Origin of the sequence: Pseudomonas sp. PA27(2017), assembly GCF_001945445.1 — a bacterium.
In the GTDB taxonomy this organism is placed as follows: domain Bacteria; phylum Pseudomonadota; class Gammaproteobacteria; order Pseudomonadales; family Pseudomonadaceae; genus Aquipseudomonas.
In genome coordinates this window covers 174,509-192,095 of sequence record NZ_MSXW01000002.1, presented here as the reverse complement: position 1 = coordinate 192,095, position 17,587 = coordinate 174,509, and the positions used below count along the sequence as shown (strand labels likewise).

The window sequence follows — 17,587 nt, the reverse complement described above, 5'->3', positions numbered from 1 at the left end:
CTTTGCTGCTGGAATGCAGCACCGTCTCACAGGAGCCCCTCATGCCCAGTTATCAGGACCTTATCGCCATCGGCGAGCGTTTCGAGGCCTTCGCCAGCCGCGGGCTGCCTGCCGAAATCGAGACAGTACGAACCGCTCAGGCCCTGCTCCTCCGGGCCGACGCCCTGAGCGCCGACATGCATCGACGGTTGGCCGCGATACAGGGCCGTTACTACCTGTTGGCTGCCGGGGAAATGTGGTGCCCGGACTGCCAGCTGAATCTGGCAGCGATGGATCACCTGCAGCGTCTGCAGCCCAAGGTGAGCCTGGCCATCATCTCCAAGGCCCGCGCCGAGCACGCGTTGAAAACGCCGTTGAATCTTGAGCGCATCTCGATTCCGCTGGTGCTGGTACTCGACGACAAGCTCGAGTCGATCGGCCGTTTCGTCGAGCAGCCGCAAGCAGTAGTTGAAGGCGGCGAAGCGGTGAAAGCTGACTACCGCGCCGGCCGTTATCTACAAAGTACCCTGACAGAGCTGCTGACCATCATCGAAGCCCACGAGAGCCCGAACACGACTGAGCACTGAGCACTGAGCTGAGGAGCCGCATGCAGCGCCGCAGTGCACCTTCGGCTCAGATGCCGTGGCGGCCCGGGTCCTCGGGTGGCGTGTCGTCCTCGATGTCTTCCAGCTTCAGCTCCAGCCCCCAATCCGCCGGCTCGGCAGATTTGGCCGGGCGCGCCTCAACCTTGGGAGCAGCAGGCTCCGCGACGGCGGTGTTCTCGCGATACAGCTTGAGCTTGAGGCACACGTTGTTGGCCGAGTCGGCATTCTTCACCGCCTCTTCCTCGTCGATGGCGCCTTCGTTGACCAGGTCGATCAGCGCCTGGTCGAAGGTCTGCATGCCAAGGTTTTTCGACTTTTCCATGATCTCCTTGATCTCGGAAAACTCGTTGCGCTTGATCAGGTCACGGATGGTCGGCGTGCCCAGCAGCACCTCGACTGCGGCGCGGCGCTTGCCATCGACCGTCTTGACCAGGCGCTGGGAAACGAACGCCTTGAGGTTGTTGCCCAGGTCGTTGAGCAGTTGCGGGCGGCGGTCTTCGGGGAAGAAGTTGATGATGCGGTCCAGCGCCTGGTTGGCGTTGTTGGCGTGCAGGTGGAAATCGCCAGATGCCCGGTGTCGGCGAAGGCCAGAGCGTGTTCCATGGTTTCCGGTCGCGGATCTCGCCGATCAGAATCACGTCTGGTGCCTGGCGCAGGGTGTTCTTCAGTGCGGCGTGGAAGCTGCGGGTGTCCACGCCGACCTCGCGCTGGTTGATGATCGATTTTTTGTGCCGGTGCACGTATTCCACCGGATCCTCGATGGTGATGATGTGGCCGCCGCTGTTGCGATTGCGGTAGTCGATCAGTGCAGCCAGCGACGTCAACTTGCCCGAGCCGGTACCGCCGACGAACAGCACCAGGCCGCGTTTCTCCATCAGCGTCTTGAGCAGCACTTCGGGCAGTTTCAGGTCCTCGAAGCGGGGAATGTCGAGCTTGATGTTGCGCGCGACGATGGACACCTCGTTGCGCTGCTTGAAGATATTGATGCGAACACGACCGACGCCATTGAGCGAGATCGCCAGGTTCATTTCCAGCTCGCGCTCGAATTCCTCGCGCTGGGCGCTATCCATCACCGCATCAGCGATTTCCGCCACCGCCCCGGCCTTCAACGGTTCGCTACTCAGCGCCTTGAGTACGCCGTTGAACTTGGCGCAGGGCGGCGCACCCGTCGACAGGTACAGGTCAGAGCCGTCCTGGCTGGAGAGGATTTTCAGCATTGCGTGCAGATCCATGAGCAGCGTTCCCGTCGACTGAAGCTATTACGTTAGCCAAGATTCATTAAAGACAACGGCCCATACAGGCCACGTAAATGGCGCCATTTAGCTGGCGCCGCGAATACTGGCACAATACGCGCCCAATAATTGAGGAACCCGTCATGGCAAAGGCAATGGCCCGCCACATCCTGGTCAAGACCGAAGCGGAAGCCGCTGCTCTGAAGAAGCGCATCGCAGGCGGCGAGGCGTTCGATGTACTGGCGCGCAAGCACTCGACCTGCCCATCCGGCAAGAAAGGCGGCGACCTGGGCGAAGTCCGGCCCGGGCAGATGGTGCGCGTGATCGATCAGGTGATCTTCAAGAAACCGCTGCGCGAAGTGCATGGGCCGATCAAGAGCCAGTTCGGCTATCACCTGGTGCAGGTGTTCTTTCGCGATTGATCGCGTTCTATGCATAGGCACAATCGGTCTGCTACAGGCGGGCGCCAGGGGCTGCGCCGCCCGCTTCAAGCTGGCAGGATGAACGCCAACGCTGCGAAAGGAGAAGAAGGATGACGTTTGGACCCCTGGTAACCACCGACTGGCTGGCCAATGAAGGCAATGCTGCGGACGTGCTGCTGTTCGACGCCAGCACCTACCTGCCCAACGAAGCGAAGAATGGCCGCGCCGAGTACTTGAAGGCGCATATTCCCGGCGCCCGCTTCTTCGATATCGACGCCTTCTCTGACCCCGATACCCCGCTGCCCCACACCGTACCGTCCCAGGGCCGCTTCGCGCGACTGATCGGCGCCGAAGGCGTGGGCAACGATACCCGCGTGGTGGTCTACGACCAGAAGGGGCTGTTTTCCGCCGCCCGCGCCTGGTGGCTGTTTCGTTACTTCGGCCACCAGAAGGTCGCGGTGCTCGATGGCGGTTTGCCCAAATGGCTGACCGAGCAGCGCGCCACCGAAAGCGGCGAACCGACAGCCGCCAGCGAGCGCAGTTTTCAGGTCAATGTGCACGCCCGCAAGGTGCGCGGCCTCGGTGACGTGCTGGAGGCAATCGAGCGTGACGATACGCTGATTCTCGACGCCCGCGCCGCCAATCGCTTCGACGGCAGCACCGCCGAAGCGCGTCCGGGTGTGGCCAGCGGACACATCCCAGGCAGCCACAACCTGCCCTACAGCCGCCTGCTGCGCAGCGATCAAACCCTGCAACCGCCCCAGGCCCTGCAGGCGCTGTTTGCCGAGGCGGGTGTAGATAGCAAGAAGACGGTGATCACCAGTTGCGGCAGCGGCGTAACCGCAGCGGTACTGCTGCTGGGCCTGGAAGTCGCCGGGCTGCCGGAAGGCGCCTTGTACGATGGCTCCTGGACCGAATGGGGCAGCCGCACCGATACGCCGAAGGCCACTGGCGTGGTGTGATGCCCAAGCGCCCGCCTGCAACGGCGGGCGCTTGGAGCCTGCTCAGGGTCTGCATGCCGGGTTTTATTTCCTTTGGCTGCAACACGGCCATAAGCACCTGCTCATGATCTTTCTGGGCATGCACACGAGCTATTAGAGATTGTTGTTTTACCGGTGGGAACGGGCCATGCCCGTGATTTTTCGCGGGCATGGCCCGCTCCCCACAGATACTGCGCTGCTATAGCGCATGGGATTGGTACAGCTCCGTCAACGCCTCGCCGCGCAACTGTCCCAGCTGCGGCGAACGTCGATCACGGGGACGCGGCAACTGCACCGCCAGCTCACGCTGCAAACGGCTGGGCGCACCGCCGAGAATCAGCACGCGATCGCTCAGGTAGAACGCCTCGTCCAGGTCATGGGTGACCAGCAGCACGGCAATCCCGTAGCGGGCAGCCAGTTCGGCCACCAGGTCCTGCAATTTCATCCGCGTGAAGGCATCCACCGCGCTGAACGGCTCATCGAGCAGCAGCACCTGGGGTTTGCCGTACAGCGCCCGGGCAATCGCCACGCGCTGCGCCTGGCCGCCGGACAACTGCTTGGGCAAGGCGTCACCGCGCCCCTGCAGGCCGACGTCACGCAGTAGCTGTTGTACCCATTTGTCCTCGGCGATCCAGCCATCGGCAAAGCCGACGTTCTGGGCCACGCTCAACCAGGGCATCAGCCGCGGCTCCTGGAACACCACACCGATGCCATTGCCGCGCCCGCGCGGCAGGTGTGCGCCGAGTTGCAAATCGCCCTGGTATTCACGATCCAGCCCCGCGGCGATGCGCAGCAAGGTGCTCTTGCCGCAGCCACTGGGGCCGAGCAGGCTGACCACTTCGCCGGGAGCGAGGCTCAGGCTGACGTCTTCGAGCACCCGCACATCGGCGAAAGCCTTATGAATATTCTGTAATTGCAAAAGCGTATTCATGCTCCACCCTCCCCACCCTGATAGCTGTCACGCCAGCGCAGGGCCCGGTTTTCCCAGGCTTTGAGCAGGCTGTCGCTGAGTTTGCCGAGCAGCGCCAGCAGCAGAATGGCGGCGATCACCAGATCCGGGCGCGAGGTTTCCCGACCATCGCTGAGCAGATAACCGAGGCCACGAGTAGCGGCGATCAGTTCGGCGGCGACCAGGAACATCCAGCTCAGGCTCAGCGCGCCACGCAGACCGGTGAACAGGCTTGGCAGCGCAGCCGGCAAGAGAATTCGGCGCACCAGGGTCAGTGGCGGCAGGCCGTAGAGCTGTCCCACTTCCACCAACTTGCGATCGATGTTGCGGATACCGGCCAGCAGCGCCAGGTACACCGGAAAGAATGCGCCCAGGGCGATCAGTACGATCTTCGGCGTTTCGTCGATGCCCAGCCAGAGCAGCAACAACGGCACCCAGGCCAGGCTGGGAATCGCCCGCAGCGCCTGGAAGGTCGGCTCCAGATACGCCTCGGCGCGCCGGCTCAGCCCGACCCAGGTGCCGATGACGATGGCCAGCGCGGCGCCGATCACGAAGCCGGCCCCGACCCGCAACAGGCTGGCACTGAGATGACGCCACAACTCGCCGCTTTGCGCCAAGAGGTAGAGGGTTTGGGCCACTTGACTGGGCGCCGGCATCTGGTGGCTCGGCAGCACGCCGGTGCGCACCAGGGTTTCCAGCAGCGCCAGCAACAGCAGCGGCACCACCCAGCCACGCAGGTCGTTCAGCCTGGGCCGAGAGGTGGGCAGGCCGCGGCTGATGACGAGCCCTAGCGCCCTCATCATCAGTTACCTGCCTTGGCCACGGAGCGAGCGATCACTTTGGCCGCCAGTTGCGGCGTGATCAGTTGATCGACCACCCCGGCGACGTCGGTACCCGGGCGCACCAGCCCCTCTTCGAGCAGGATCGGCGCCGCCGCCTTCAGTGCGTTGATGTGTTCGGCGCCTGGCTGCGAGTTGCTGAAGTCGGTACGCGACAGCTGCAGCTTGGCGACTTCCAGCGGCAGCTTGGCTTCCTCGGCGAGCAACTGGGCCAAGGCATCCGGGTTGGCAATGGCCCACTGGCGGGCCTGCTCATAGGCGGCGATGACCTGCTCGATCAACGCTGGCTGCTGCTTGGCGAAGGTTTCGGTCACGCTGAGCACGCTGTAACTGTTGAAATCGCGATTGCGATACAGCAGGCGCGAACCGGCCTGCAACTCGCTCGACGCCATCAGCGGGTCAAGCCCGGCCCAGGCCTGCACGTCGCCACGCTCCAGGGCCACGCGGCCATCGGGGTGCTGCAGGTGGACGATCTCCACGTCGTTCTTGTTCAGCCCGGCTTTCTGCAGGCTCTGCAGCAGGAATAGGAAGGGATCGGTGCCCTTGGTGGCCGCCACCTTCTTGCCCTTGAGGTCAGCCACGGTCTGGATCGGCGAATCCTTGGGTACCACCAGCGCCGTCCATTCCGGGCGGCTGGCCACGTAGACGGTCTTGATCGGCGCGCCATTGGCACGGCTCAGCACCGCGGCCAGGCCGGCGGTCGAGGCGAAATCGGTGCTACCGCCATTGAGGTATTCCAGCGAGCGGTTGCTGCCCTGGCTGAAGACCCATTTGACGCTGATGCCCTGGGGCTCGAGCGCTTTTTCCAGCAAGCCTTGCTGCTTGAGCACCAGGCTGGTGGGCGCGTAATAGGCGTAGTCCAGGCGTACTTCCCTGGGCGGCGCGGCGTAGGCGGCGATGGGCAGCCAGGCAGCGAACAGGGCGGCGAGCCCGACACGCAAAGCGGTTTTTTTCATGATCTTGTCCTTGTGAACGATGCTGGCGGACCAATACCGCCCGCCAGCTCATGGCGATTACGGGCGGCTTACAGCAGCGTCAGGGTGTAGCTTAGAATCAGACGATTCTCGTCGGCATCGGTGGCGACGTTGCCGCGCTGGGTCGCATTACGCCAGGACACGCCCAGGCCCTTGAGTGGCCCGTCGAGCAGGGTGTAATCCAGGCGCAGGTCACGCTCCCACTCTTTGAGGTCACCGCTGACGGAATCGACGTTGTCACCCTTGAGATAGGCGACGCTGGCCTTCAGGCCCGGCACGCCCAGCTTGGCGAAGTCGTAGGCGTATTCGGCCACCCAGGTGCGCTCTCCGGCACTGGCGAACTTGCCGATCTGCCGATCGGTGATCAGGTAGGACGACGAGCCGCCACCCTGGTTGAGGAACGGGAAGGCGCTGTCACCTTCGACCTGCTGGTAACCCAGGCCGGCGGAATGGCCGCCCAGGGTGTAGGTGAACAAGGCGCTCCAGGTCTGATTGTCCACCTCGCCGGCGGTCACGCCGTTGCCGTAGTAGCCGGTGCTGGTGTAACCCTGGGCGCGCCCCGCTGCGCTGCCGTTCTTGCCATCGGAATTGCTGTCGAAGTAACGCAGGTCGCTCTTCAGCGAACCCGGCCCGATGGCCCAGTTGTGTACCAGGCCGAGGAAGTGCTGTTTGTAGAAATCCTCCAGATTGCCGTAGTAGTACTGCAGCGTCAGGTCCTTGGTGGCTTTCCAGTCGCCGCCGGCGAAATAGAACTTGTTGGTGTCGGCCTCGCCTGAGGCGCCAGCGATACGCAGGCCGATGTCGTCGGTGGAGCTGCGGGTCTTGGTGCTTTCCAATTGGCCGGCGGTCAGGGTCAGGCCGTCGATCTCGCTGGAGGTCACCTGCCCGCCTTCGAAGGTCTGCGGCAGCAGACGACCATCGTTGAAGGTCACCACCGGCAGCTTGGGCTGCAGCGTGCCGATACGCGCCTCGGTCTTGGACAGCCGCAGTTTGGCGGTCACGCCGGCCTTGCTGTAGTCGTCCACCGCGCTGCCGTCGCTATCGAGCGGGAACAGCTGGCCTGGAGTGCGATCACGGCCGGCCTTGCCAGCCCGGCCACCGGAATCGAGTTTCACGCCGAGCAGGCCGATGGCATCAACGCCAAAGCCGACGGTGCCCTGGGTGAACCCGGAGGCGTAGTTGAAAATGAAACCCTGCCCCCACTCCTGCGCCTCGCCATTGTTGTTGGCGGTGTTCTTGGTGTTGAGGTCGTAGTAGAAATTGCGCAGGCCGATGCTGGCCTTGCTGTCTTCGATGAAGCCAGCGGCGCTCGCTTCGGTGGCCAGAGCGGCCAGGGCGACGGCCAATGCCAGGGTGGACTTGTTCATGCTCGATGCTCCAGTGCAAGGGTGTGCTGTTATGAGCGGGCACGGCACAGGGGCTCGACATCACCGACACGAAGACGTTGGCAGAGAGCCCCTGGTTCGGGCCCGATGCGGTGGTCCGCTGTCGGCTGGTGGCTAATTTACGAGAGCTTTGGTAATCCCTAAAAAGAATTATTTTTCACTTTGTAGTAACTATTTTGCATATCAAGCCAGCGAGTTCATCGACCTAAGCTAATATCTAGAAATTATTTATTAATCACTTTTTATATCGATTAGCTTCTCGACACCGGACCACCGGACTTCTATCGCTCATTCATGAAGTACGTGTGATCGTCCCCTGCATGGCCGCCACGCGTTTTTGTCGAGGTCCTGCCATGTCATTGCCGCACACCCTGCACCGCCCCATCACTGCCTTGTTACTGGTTCTCGGCCTGGCTGCTGCGCCGCTTGCCAATGCGGCTGAACAACTGCGCATCGGCTATCAGAAATCATCGACCCTGATCAGTCTGCTGAAGAGCCAGGGCACCCTGGAAAAGGCGCTGGCCGATCAGGGCGTCACCATCAGCTGGCACGAGTTCCCCAGCGGTCAGCCGCTGCTCGAATCGCTCAATGTGGGCAATATCGACCTGTCCGCGGATGTCGCCGACACCGTGCCGGTGTTCGCTCAAGCAGCCGGCGCCGACCTCGCCTACTTCGCCCAGGAGGCACCCTCGCCTCACGCCCAGGCCATCGTGGTGCGCGAGGATTCACCGATCAAGAGCCTGGCCGACCTCAAGGGCAAGAAGGTCGCCGTCACCAAGGCTGCCGGCGTGCACTATCTGCTGATCGCCGCGCTCGCCAAGGCAGGCCTGAAGTTCAGCGACATCGAGCCGGCCTACCTGACACCCGCCGACGGACGCGCCGCTTTCGAGAATCGCAAGGTCGATGCCTGGGTGACCTGGGAGCCCTTTCTCAGTGGTGCCCAGCAGCAACTGCCCACACGCATCCTCGCGGATGGCGAAGGCCTGGCCGACTACCAACGCTATTACCTGACCAGCGCCAGCTTCGCCAGGAATCATCCGCAGGTGCTGCAGATCGTCTTCGCCGAACTGGTGAAGACCGGCGACTGGCTGCGCGCCAACCCGAGCCAAGGCGCCGAGGTGCTGGGCCCGCTGTGGGGCAACCTGGCTCCCGCCATCGTCGAGAAGGCCAATGCCAAACGCAGCTATCAGGTACGTCTGGTCAAGCCTGACAGCCTTGCCGAGCAACAGAAGATCGCCGATGCCTTCCTCGCGGCCGGGCTGCTACCCAAGGCTGTGGACGCCCGCCAGGTGAACATCTGGAGCCCGGCACCATGATCAGCCAGGCACTCGCTCATTCCCGCCAGCCGGAAGAACCGCTGTTCGCCGCGCATCTGTTCCCGGCGGATTTCGGCAGCCGCAGCACCACGGTCGAACACCTGGCACGGCAGTTGGCCGCCAGCGTCGTGGAGCGCGACCGTGCCGGCGGCAGCGCGCAGGCCGAACGCGATCTGCTGCGGGGCAGCGGTCTGCTGACCCTCGCCGTGCCGCAGCAGTACGGCGGCCAGGGCGTGGCCTGGCCGGAGATCTATCGCATCGTGCGCTACCTCGCCGCCGCCGACAGCTCGCTCGCCCACCTGTTCGCCTTCCAGCATTTGCAGGTGGCGACCATCCAGCTGTTCGGCAGCCCCGAGCAGCAGCGTCAATGGCTGACCCGCACCGCGCAGGACAACTGGTTCTGGGGCAACGCCACCAATGGCCGCGACGTGGGGTTGCATCTTACCCAGCGCGAGGAGCACTTCGAACTCAATGGCAGCAAGTCGTTCTGCTCCGGCGCCCTGGGCGCCGATGCCCTGGTAATTGGCGTGCAGCGCAGCAAGAAACCCGATGATCGGGTGTTCATCGTATTGCCCAGCCAGCGCGAAGGCCTGGCGGTGAATCAGGACTGGGACGGCTTCGGCCAGCGCCAGACCGACAGCGGCACCGTGCAGTTCGAGCAGGTGTTCGTGGACAGCAGCGAGTTGCTCGGCCCCGTCGGCCCCAGCCCGCGCACCACCCTGCGCTCGTGCCTGTCACAGCTGATCCTCACCCAGCTCTACTTGGGCAACGCCCAGGGCGCGCTGGACGCCGCGCTGCGCTACACCCGCGAACAGAGCCGCGCCTGGCCGGCCTCCGGCGTGGCCCAGGCCAGCGATGACCCATTCATCCAGCACCGCTACGGCGAGCTGTGGTTGCGTTATCGCGCCGCACTTCCGTTGGCCGAACAAGCCGCACAACGCTTGCAGAGCGCCTGGGAAAAATCCGCACTTACCGCCGCCGAGCGCGCTGAGGTCGCTCTGGCCATCAGCGAGGCCAAGGTGGTGGCAGTACGTGCTGCCCTGGATATCACCAGCCAGATCTTCGAGAACATGGGCGCCCGCGCCACCAGCTCGCGATACGGCTTCGATCGCTTCTGGCGCAACGTGCGGGTGCACAGCCTGCACGATCCCATCGACTACAAGGTACGCGACCTCGGTCACTGGCTGCTCAGCGGCCAGGGCCCGCAACCCTCGCTTTACAGCTGATCGTGCTCGTTACGCACGCTGTCCGCCAGCGGGCCACCGGAGCCTAGCTTTCTCGCCGTGGCGCGCCCATCCCCGCGCTCCTGCGGTACATCCACACGATGAGGTTCACATGACACGTCCGATTACCCTTGAGGACAGCGCATCCGATCAGGACGTCGCCCCACCGCTACACCCCGCCGCCATTCTGTCCAGCGACGCCGACGCGTTGGAGGCCGCACACGCCCTGGCCAACGCCGCCGAAGCCGGCGCCATCCAGCGTGACCGTGAGCGGCGCCTGCCGTGGGAGCTGGTTGAGCGTTTCACCGCCAGTGGCCTGGGCAGCATCGCCGTGCCGCGCGTCTTCGGTGGCCCTCAGCTGTCGTACGTGACCATCGCCGAGGTGTTTCGCATCATCAGCGCCGTCGACCCGGCGCTCGGGCAAATTCCGCAAAACCACTTCGGCCTGCTCGGCCTGCTGCACGCTGCTGCCAACCCAGCGCAACAGCGGCGCCTGTTCGCCAGCGTGTTGGCCGGCTGGCGCATCGGCAACGGCGGCCCGGAGCGTGGCAGCAAGCACACCCTGGATCTGCGCGCACGCCTGATCCAGCGCGACGGGCGCTGGCTGCTCAGTGGCGAGAAGTTCTACTCCACCGGCGCCCTGTTCGCCCACTGGGTCACCGCCAAGGCGCTGGATGATCAGGGCCGCCCGTGGCTGGCCTTCATCCAGCGCGGCCGGCCGGGCCTGCGTATCGTCAACGACTGGTCCGGCTTCGGCCAGCGCACCACCGCCAGCGGCACCGTGCTGCTCAATGAGGTAGAAGTCGATGAGAACGACCTCGTGCCGCTGTGGCCTTTGGCCGACAAGCCAAGCATCCAGGGCGCGTTTTCCCAGCTGATTCAGGCGGCCATCGATCTCGGGATTGCCGATGGCGCGGTGCGCGACGCCATTGCCTTCGTGCGCGAAAAATCCCGGCCATGGATCGATGCCAAGGTCGAGCGCGCCGGTGACGACCCGTACGTGATCGCCGACGTCGGTCGCCTGCACATCGAACTGCACGCCGCGCAAGCGCTGCTGCACAAGGCCGGCCGGGTGCTCGATGAAGTGGCCGCCGCGCCTATCGATGCCGACGGCGCGGCGCGGGCCTCCATCGCCGTGGCCGAAGCCAAGGCGCTGAGCACCGAGCTCAGCCTGCAGGCCAGCGAAAAGCTGCTGGAGCTAGCGGGCAGCCGCGCCACCCTGGCCGAGTTCGGCCTCGACCGCCATTGGCGTAACGCCCGCACTCACACCCTGCACGACCCGGTGCGCTGGAAGTACCACGCCATCGGCGCTTGGCACCTCAACGGCACCCGCCCCAACCGCCACTCCTGGATTTGAGCCCATGAACGCCCACACCCAACCTGGCGTGCCGCTACTGCGCGACGACGCCCAAGCCCTTGCCGTCGCCGAGCGCCTGGCCGAGCGCTTCGCCGACGGTGCCGCCGAGCGTGACCGCGATCGGCAGTTACCCCACGCCGAACTGGCGCAGTTCTCTCACTCCGGCCTGTGGGGCATCAGCGTGCCCACCGCCTTTGGCGGGCCGGGCCTGGCTAGCGTCACCATCGCCAAGGTCATCGCCCGTATCGCCCAGGCCGACGGCTCGCTCGGGCAGATTCCGCAAAACCATTTCTACGCCTTGGAAGTGCTGCGGGTAAACGGCAGCCAGGCGCAGCAGCGCCGCTTGTATGCCGAGGTGCTGGCCGGCGAGCGCTTTGGCAATGCCCTGGCCGAACTGGGCACCAAAACGGCGCTGGACCGCACCACCCGCCTGACCCGCATCGCCGATGGTTACCGCATCGACGGGCGCAAGTTCTACTGCACCGGCGCCCTATTCGCTCAACGCATCCCGACCCTAGCCATCGATGAAAACGGCATCGGCTTTCTCGCCTTCGTGCCGAGCCACGCCAGCGGCCTGCAGGTGATCGACGACTGGAGCGGTTTCGGCCAGCGCACCACCGGCAGCGGCAGCGTGGTGTTCGACGGCGTGGCGGTGGACACCGATGACGTGCTGCCATTCCAGAGTGCCTTCGAGCGCCCGACCACGGTCGGCCCCTTCGCCCAACTGCTGCACGCCGCCATCGACACCGGCATCGCCCGTGGCGCCTACGAGGACCTACTGCAGTTCGTGCGGCACAAGTCGCGGCCGTGGATCGACGCCGGCATCGAAAAGGCCAGTGAAGACCCACTGACCCAGCAGGAAATCGGCAAGCTGCGCGTGCGCCTGGCCGCAACCGAAGCGCTACTGGAGCGGGCCGGCGAATTCGTCGACCACGCCCAGGCCGCGCCAGATGCCGACAGCGTGGCCGCCGCATCGATTGCCGTAGCCGAGGCCCGAGCCATCAGCACGGAAACCTCGCTGCTGCTCGGCAGCAAGCTGCTGGAACTGGCTGGTAGTCGCGCCACCCTGGCCGAACACGGCCTCGACCGCCACTGGCGCAACGCCCGCACCCACACCCTGCACGACCCGGTGCGCTGGAAGTACCACGCCGTGGGCGACTTCTACCTCAACGATCGCCTACCGCCGCGTCGGGGGACCATCTGATGAGCAAACAGATTCTTCTCAACGCCTTCAACATGAACTGCGTCGGGCACATCCATCACGGCCTGTGGACGCACCCCGACGATCAGTCGGTTAACTTCAACCAGCTGAGCTACTGGACCGATCTGGCCCAACTGCTGGAGCGCGGGCTGTTCGACGGTCTGTTTATCGCCGACATCCTCGGCGTTTACGACGTGTACCAGAACGGCATCGACTTGCCGCTGCAGGAGGCCATCCAGCTGCCGGTCAACGACCCGCTGCTGCTGGTCTCCGCCATGGCCGGCGTCACGCAGCACCTCGGCTTTGGGGTTACTGCCAACCTCAGCTACGAGGCGCCGTACACCTTCGCCCGCAGGCTCTCCACCCTCGATCATCTGAGCAATGGCCGCATCGGCTGGAACATCGTCACCGGCTACCTGGAAAGCGCGGCCAAGGCCATGGGTCTGAGCCAGCAGGTCGAGCACGACCGCCGCTACGACCAGGCCGACGAATATCTGGAGGTGCTCTACAAGCTGCTCGAAGGCAGCTGGCAGGACGACGCCGTGCTCGCCGACCGCCAGCAACGTGTCTACGCCCAGCCCGGCAAGGTGCACAAGGTGCGCCACCACGGCGAGTTCTATCAGGTCGAGGGTTACCACCTCAGCCAGCCTTCGCCACAGCGTACGCCGCTGCTGTTCCAGGCCGGTTCGTCAGCACGCGGCTCGCGCTTCGCCGGCCAGCACGCCGAATGCGTGTTCATTGGCGGTAATGGCGTCGAGGCGGTGCGCGCCCAGGTCGAGCAGGTGCGGGCCAGCGCCGTGGCGGCCGGGCGCAAGGGCGACGCGATCAAGGTGTTCATGGGCATCGCCGTGATCGTCGCGCCCACCCAAGCCGAGGCCCGCGACAAGCACGCCGAGTACCTGCGCTACGCCAGCCCGGAAGCCGGCATCGCCCACTTCTCCAGCTCAACCGGTATCGACCTGGCGGCCTTTGGCCTCGACGAACCGATCATGGCGCGCAAGACCAACGCCATCGAATCGGTAGTCAAGACCTTCACCGGCTGGACCAAGCGTCGCCTGCTGGAACAGCACGCCCTGGGCGGCCGCTATCCAGTGCTGGTCGGCTCGCCCGGCCAAGTGGCCGATCAATTGGTCGATTGGATCGACGCCACCGGCCTGGACGGTTTCAACCTCACGCGCATCGTTACCCCGCAAAGCTACGCCGACTTCATCGACCTGGTGATTCCCGAGCTGCAACAGCGCGGCCGCTACAAGACCGCCTACGCCCAGGGAGCCCTGCGCCACAAGCTGTTCGGCCAGGGTCCCAGGCTGCCGGCCGATCATCCGGCTGCCGCCTGGCGCGACCCTGCCCGCCTGCAACACGCCAACGCCATCCCCCATGAACTGCGAAACCTCAGCGCCAATGCGCTGAACCTGCTCTGACCCCACAAGGACGCCGCCATGCTCAAACCGTTGAAAACCCTGACCCTCGTCGCTCTGTTCACGGCCAGCACCCTGGCCCAGGCCGAGCCCGCTCTCAAGCTGGGCACCACCGCGGCATTCGCCCCACCGCTGGAAGTGGCCGTGGCCGAAGCCAGGAAACAGGGGCTGGAGGTGGAGCTGATCGAGTTCACCGACTGGATCGCCCCCAACGTCAGCCTCGCCAATGGCGACATCGACGTGAACTACTTCCAGCACATTCCCTTTCTGGAAAACGCCAAGGCCGAGGGCGGTTACGACCTGGTGCCAGTGGCGCGCGGGGTGATCAACAACGTCGGCCTCTACTCCAAGCAACACAAGGATTTCGCCAGCCTCCCGGATGGTGCCAAAGTGGCCATCGCCAACGACCCGGTCAATGGCGGGCGCGGCCTGCAACTGCTGCAAAAGGCCGGGCTGATCGAACTCAAGCCCGGTGTCGGCTACAAGGCGACCCAGCAGGACATCACCGCCAACCCGAAGAACATCCGCATCATCGAACTGGAAGCCGTGCAGTTGGTGCGCGCCTATGACGAGGTCGATCTGGTGCAGGGCTATCCGGCCTACATTCGCCTGGCCAAGACCTTCGATCCGGCCTCGGCCCTGCTGTTCGATGGCGTCGACCATCCCGAGTACATCATCCAGTTCGTCGCCCAACCGGCGAAGGCGCAGGACGCGCGACTGCTCAAGTTCATCGATATCTACCAGCACTCACCAGCAGTGCGCGCTGCGCTCGACAAGGCACACGGCAACCTCTACCAGGCCGGCTGGGAGAGCTGACATGAGCGGCTTCGATCCCCACCTGCAGCAAGCCGCCGCAGCCAGCCGCATCGCTCAGGCGCACCTGCGCTTCGAGCGGCTGGGCAAGACCTACGAGGGCGCCCAGGGCCCGGTGCATGCGCTGCATGACATCGAGCTGTCGATCGAGCGCGGCGAAGTGTTCGGCATCATCGGCCGCAGCGGCGCGGGCAAATCGTCGCTGCTGCGCACCATCAATCGCCTGGAGCGACCTAGTAGCGGCCGCGTGCTGATCGATGGCAGCGACATCGCCGACTATGACGATGACGCCCTGGTGGCGCTGCGCCGGCGCATCGGCATGATCTTCCAACATTTCAACCTGATGTCCGCCAAGACCGTTTGGCAGAACGTCGAGCTGCCGCTAAAAGTTGCCGGCGTGGCGCGCGAAACCCGCCAGCACAAGGTGCGTGAATTGCTCGAACTGGTCGGCCTGGCGGACAAGCACGGCGCCTACCCGGCGCAGCTCTCCGGCGGACAGAAGCAACGCGTGGGCATCGCCCGCGCCCTGGTGCACGACCCGCAGGTTCTGCTCTGCGACGAAGCCACCAGCGCTCTGGATCCGGAAACGACCCAGGCGATCCTCGGCCTGCTGCGCGAGATCAACCGGCGCCTGGGCCTGACCGTGGTGCTGATCACTCACGAGATGGCGGTGATTCGCGAGATCTGCGACCGCGTGGTGGTGCTGGAACGCGGTGAGGTGGTGGAACAAGGCCCGGTCTGGCAGGTATTCGGCGCGCCACGCCACGAGGTCACCCGCACCCTGCTGGCACCGCTGCAACATGCCCTGCCGGCGAGCTTGCAACAGCGTCTGCACGACTCACCCGGCGAGCGCGACGACCTGGTGCTGCGCCTGCACTTCGCCGGTACGGGCCTCGAGCCGGATTTGCCGGCACTGGGCGCGGCCCTGGGCGGCCGCGCCACCTTGCTCGACGCCAGCCTGGAACAGATTCAGGGTCACGCCGTGGGCCACCTGATCCTGTCCGTAGGCCCGTCAGCTCTCGGCCATGCAGCGCTGATCGAAAACGCCCGCGCGCTGGCCGACCATGTGGAGGTACTGGGTTATGTCGCTGCTGTTTGAACGCCTGTGGCAAGGCCTGCTCGACACCCTGCTGATGGTCGGCGTGTCCTCCGTGCTCGCCCTGCTGGCCGGTATCCCGCTGGCGGTATTTCTGGTCACCAGCAGCCGCGGCGGCATCTTCGAGGCGCCGCGGCTGAACCGCGTGCTCGGCGCCATCGTCAACCTGTTCCGCTCCATCCCGTTCCTGATCCTGATGGTTGCGCTGATTCCCTTTACCCGCCTGGTGGTCGGCACCACCTATGGCGTCTGGGCCGCCGTGGTGCCGCTGACCATCGCCGCTACACCGTTCTTCGCGCGCATCGCCGAAGTCAGCCTGCGCGAAGTGGATCACGGTCTGATCGAAGCCGCCCAGGCCATGGGCTGCCGCCGCCGGCATATCGTCTGGCACGTACTGCTGCCCGAGGCCCTGCCCGGCATCGTCGGCGGATTCACCATCACCCTGGTCACCATGATCAACTCCTCCGCCATGGCCGGCGCCATTGGCGCAGGCGGCCTGGGTGATCTGGCTTATCGCTATGGCTACCAGCGCTTCGACACACAGGTGATGCTGACGGTGATCGTCGTACTGGTGGTGATGGTCAGCTTCATTCAGTTAGGTGGGGATCGATTGGCGCAGCGGCTGAATAAGCGGTGAGGTGGAGTTGTCACTGCACATGAAAACCCCGGATTTCCGGCGTCTTTTTGGCTCGAGGCTGCTCACTCAACGCCTGTCGGAGACTTTCGAATCTTGCTATGGGATCGAAATAACTGCGTCGTAGTGAGCCGTTCACCAACTGTATTGCCCATGCTGTCTTATTGATAACTCATGGTAAACGTTGCCATCGCGTTAGCGCTGCCAGCTCGAACGGTGTCGGTACTGACGTACTCTATGGTGAACGGAATCGATACATATCCTGCGGCTGAGGCCGTGCCAACATGAATCTGATTCGGATTGCCTGCCAGAGCCGAGTCGGGGCCATAACGAACCACCGACGCATTGTGTCTTACCCGATAACCGATGCCTCTGGCACTCGATCCGGGAGTTAACGACAGTATGTCCGAATCATTACCGGGATTACTGGAGTCCGTGAGCGTAACGTTCAGCCCAACTGCCGAATTACAGTTGATTCCAATGACAAATGGCGTGCGACCATAGCTCGAGCCTACGGCAGGGAAACGCTCAGTGGAGGCTGCGGGCATGGATACGTTGATATTGGGGGTGGTGACTTCGCAAGTACCCGCCGTCACGGATGCGTTGTTGTTGTTCAGGCTAAGCTGTGCGGTCATGGCATCGCCGTAGTACTCGGCGCCCAAAATCACCGGCAGTTGTAACTGGCCGCTTCTCACCGGCCCCGTATAGATCAACTGAACACGGCCCGCTCCAGATTGTGGGCCATAGGCGGTACTGGCAGTAGATCTCACTGTGCGTGCAGGATGCGTTAATACTCTAGCCAGCTCATTCACATAAGCACGAATGCCAATTCCTGGCACAGCCGTTTGGTAGACATCCGGGAGATTCGTCGCCAGCAATGGAGCAAGTGACCATCTGACCTCGGACACGGTATAGCAATGGCTCCTGGGCCTGGAAGTACCCGGAACCCATTGACTATCCCAAAGAACATCCCCAGGAGAATAACGGGCATTGACTGGGATGGATAAATTATCAGGCAAGGTGACATTTATGTAAGAGGTTTCACTTTGGAGTATGCATCTGGCAAGTACAGACTGCGAAAAAAACATCATTGAAAAAATCACACTGCCGCCAAGCAAAACCTCCAAGCATCTCCTGGCCTTGAAGACACCAAAAAATCTCTGA

Annotated in this window: 15 protein-coding genes and 2 pseudogenes; 11 read left to right on the top strand and 6 right to left on the bottom strand. The window is 64.0% G+C overall.

The window, feature by feature from the left end:
- Positions 1-41 precede the first annotated feature (41 nt).
- Positions 42-566: a thioredoxin family protein gene (locus BVH06_RS00985; RefSeq protein ID WP_075932867.1), complete on the top strand. Its 525-nt coding sequence runs from the start codon at positions 42-44 to the stop codon at positions 564-566.
- Between the two features lie 46 nt (positions 567-612).
- Here BVH06_RS00985 and BVH06_RS00980 read toward each other — a convergent pair.
- A pseudogene (locus BVH06_RS00980) lies at positions 613-1,816 on the bottom strand (PilT/PilU family type 4a pilus ATPase).
- Positions 1,817-1,959: 143 nt separating this feature from the next.
- On the opposite strand from BVH06_RS00980, the gene BVH06_RS00975 reads away from it, so the two are divergent.
- The gene (locus BVH06_RS00975) at positions 1,960-2,238 is read left to right on the top strand and encodes a peptidylprolyl isomerase (protein ID WP_013791549.1); all 279 of its coding nucleotides are present in this window, start codon (positions 1,960-1,962) and stop codon (positions 2,236-2,238) included.
- A gap of 110 nt (positions 2,239-2,348) precedes the next feature.
- Positions 2,349-3,200: a 3-mercaptopyruvate sulfurtransferase gene (gene sseA, locus BVH06_RS00970; RefSeq protein WP_075932866.1), complete on the top strand. Its 852-nt coding sequence runs from the start codon at positions 2,349-2,351 to the stop codon at positions 3,198-3,200.
- 217 nt (positions 3,201-3,417) lie between these two features.
- Here the strand turns inward: sseA and BVH06_RS00965 are convergent, their stop codons facing one another.
- The 4 genes from BVH06_RS00965 to BVH06_RS00950 all read right to left on the bottom strand — a co-directional run bounded on the left by BVH06_RS00965 (position 3,418) and on the right by BVH06_RS00950 (position 7,347).
- Positions 3,418-4,149: an ABC transporter ATP-binding protein gene (locus BVH06_RS00965; RefSeq protein ID WP_075932865.1), complete on the bottom strand. Its 732-nt coding sequence runs from the start codon at positions 4,147-4,149 to the stop codon at positions 3,418-3,420.
- The gene (locus BVH06_RS00960; protein WP_075930998.1) at positions 4,146-4,967 is read right to left on the bottom strand and encodes an ABC transporter permease; all 822 of its coding nucleotides are present in this window, start codon (positions 4,965-4,967) and stop codon (positions 4,146-4,148) included. The genes BVH06_RS00965 and BVH06_RS00960 overlap by 4 nt, the downstream gene beginning before the upstream one ends.
- A gap of 2 nt (positions 4,968-4,969) precedes the next feature.
- A complete protein-coding gene (locus tag BVH06_RS00955; RefSeq protein ID WP_075930151.1) occupies positions 4,970-5,962 on the bottom strand; it encodes an aliphatic sulfonate ABC transporter substrate-binding protein in 993 nt (330 codons plus the stop codon).
- Between the two features lie 68 nt (positions 5,963-6,030).
- Positions 6,031-7,347, bottom strand: coding sequence for an OprD family porin (locus BVH06_RS00950; RefSeq protein WP_075932864.1), 1,317 nt, complete (start codon positions 7,345-7,347; stop codon positions 6,031-6,033).
- A 371-nt stretch (positions 7,348-7,718) separates the two neighbouring features.
- On the opposite strand from BVH06_RS00950, the gene BVH06_RS00945 reads away from it, so the two are divergent.
- From BVH06_RS00945 to BVH06_RS00910, 8 genes and pseudogenes are all read left to right on the top strand, one after another.
- Positions 7,719-8,681 (top strand): aliphatic sulfonate ABC transporter substrate-binding protein, encoded by a 963-nt coding sequence (locus tag BVH06_RS00945; RefSeq protein ID WP_075932863.1) that lies wholly within the window; start codon positions 7,719-7,721, stop codon positions 8,679-8,681.
- Positions 8,678-9,907 carry an acyl-CoA dehydrogenase family protein gene (locus tag BVH06_RS00940; RefSeq protein ID WP_075930148.1) on the top strand — a complete coding sequence of 410 codons (1,230 nt, stop codon included), beginning with the start codon at positions 8,678-8,680 and terminating at the stop codon, positions 9,905-9,907. The genes BVH06_RS00945 and BVH06_RS00940 overlap by 4 nt, the downstream gene beginning before the upstream one ends.
- Before the next feature lie 109 nt (positions 9,908-10,016).
- Positions 10,017-11,261 (top strand): SfnB family sulfur acquisition oxidoreductase, encoded by a 1,245-nt coding sequence (locus tag BVH06_RS00935; protein ID WP_075930147.1) that lies wholly within the window; start codon positions 10,017-10,019, stop codon positions 11,259-11,261.
- 4 nt (positions 11,262-11,265) lie between these two features.
- Positions 11,266-12,465, top strand: coding sequence for an SfnB family sulfur acquisition oxidoreductase (locus BVH06_RS00930; RefSeq protein WP_075932862.1), 1,200 nt, complete (start codon positions 11,266-11,268; stop codon positions 12,463-12,465).
- Positions 12,465-13,883, top strand: a complete 1,419-nt coding sequence (locus BVH06_RS00925; RefSeq protein WP_075932861.1) for an LLM class flavin-dependent oxidoreductase — start codon at positions 12,465-12,467, stop codon at positions 13,881-13,883. The genes BVH06_RS00930 and BVH06_RS00925 overlap by 1 nt, the downstream gene beginning before the upstream one ends.
- A gap of 18 nt (positions 13,884-13,901) precedes the next feature.
- A complete protein-coding gene (locus tag BVH06_RS00920) occupies positions 13,902-14,696 on the top strand; it encodes a MetQ/NlpA family ABC transporter substrate-binding protein (RefSeq protein WP_075930144.1) in 795 nt (264 codons plus the stop codon).
- Positions 14,697-14,751: 55 nt separating this feature from the next.
- A pseudogene (locus BVH06_RS00915) lies at positions 14,752-15,792 on the top strand (methionine ABC transporter ATP-binding protein); the annotation flags it as partial.
- Positions 15,776-16,426 (top strand): methionine ABC transporter permease, encoded by a 651-nt coding sequence (locus BVH06_RS00910; RefSeq protein ID WP_168172872.1) that lies wholly within the window; start codon positions 15,776-15,778, stop codon positions 16,424-16,426. The pseudogene BVH06_RS00915 and the gene BVH06_RS00910, both read left to right, overlap by 17 nt.
- A gap of 158 nt (positions 16,427-16,584) precedes the next feature.
- Here BVH06_RS00910 and BVH06_RS25015 read toward each other — a convergent pair whose 3' ends face one another.
- Positions 16,585-17,550, bottom strand: a complete 966-nt coding sequence (locus tag BVH06_RS25015; RefSeq protein WP_168172871.1) for a fimbrial protein — start codon at positions 17,548-17,550, stop codon at positions 16,585-16,587.
- Positions 17,551-17,587 lie beyond the last annotated feature (37 nt).

What these genes read in the sequence shown, in the direction of transcription:
- BVH06_RS00985 (WP_075932867.1), top strand. Translation starts at nt 42, where the DNA reads ATGCCCAGTTATCAGGACCTTATCGCCATCGGCGAGCGTTTCGAGGCC.
- BVH06_RS00975 (WP_013791549.1), top strand. Translation starts at nt 1,960, where the DNA reads ATGGCAAAGGCAATGGCCCGCCACATCCTGGTCAAGACCGAAGCGGAA.
- sseA (WP_075932866.1), top strand. Translation starts at nt 2,349, where the DNA reads ATGACGTTTGGACCCCTGGTAACCACCGACTGGCTGGCCAATGAAGGC.
- BVH06_RS00965 (WP_075932865.1), bottom strand. Translation starts at nt 4,149, where the DNA reads ATGAATACGCTTTTGCAATTACAGAATATTCATAAGGCTTTCGCCGAT.
- BVH06_RS00960 (WP_075930998.1), bottom strand. Translation starts at nt 4,967, where the DNA reads ATGAGGGCGCTAGGGCTCGTCATCAGCCGCGGCCTGCCCACCTCTCGG.
- BVH06_RS00955 (WP_075930151.1), bottom strand. Translation starts at nt 5,962, where the DNA reads ATGAAAAAAACCGCTTTGCGTGTCGGGCTCGCCGCCCTGTTCGCTGCC.
- BVH06_RS00950 (WP_075932864.1), bottom strand. Translation starts at nt 7,347, where the DNA reads ATGAACAAGTCCACCCTGGCATTGGCCGTCGCCCTGGCCGCTCTGGCC.
- BVH06_RS00945 (WP_075932863.1), top strand. Translation starts at nt 7,719, where the DNA reads ATGTCATTGCCGCACACCCTGCACCGCCCCATCACTGCCTTGTTACTG.
- BVH06_RS00940 (WP_075930148.1), top strand. Translation starts at nt 8,678, where the DNA reads ATGATCAGCCAGGCACTCGCTCATTCCCGCCAGCCGGAAGAACCGCTG.
- BVH06_RS00935 (WP_075930147.1), top strand. Translation starts at nt 10,017, where the DNA reads ATGACACGTCCGATTACCCTTGAGGACAGCGCATCCGATCAGGACGTC.
- BVH06_RS00930 (WP_075932862.1), top strand. Translation starts at nt 11,266, where the DNA reads ATGAACGCCCACACCCAACCTGGCGTGCCGCTACTGCGCGACGACGCC.
- BVH06_RS00925 (WP_075932861.1), top strand. Translation starts at nt 12,465, where the DNA reads ATGAGCAAACAGATTCTTCTCAACGCCTTCAACATGAACTGCGTCGGG.
- BVH06_RS00920 (WP_075930144.1), top strand. Translation starts at nt 13,902, where the DNA reads ATGCTCAAACCGTTGAAAACCCTGACCCTCGTCGCTCTGTTCACGGCC.
- BVH06_RS00910 (WP_168172872.1), top strand. Translation starts at nt 15,776, where the DNA reads ATGTCGCTGCTGTTTGAACGCCTGTGGCAAGGCCTGCTCGACACCCTG.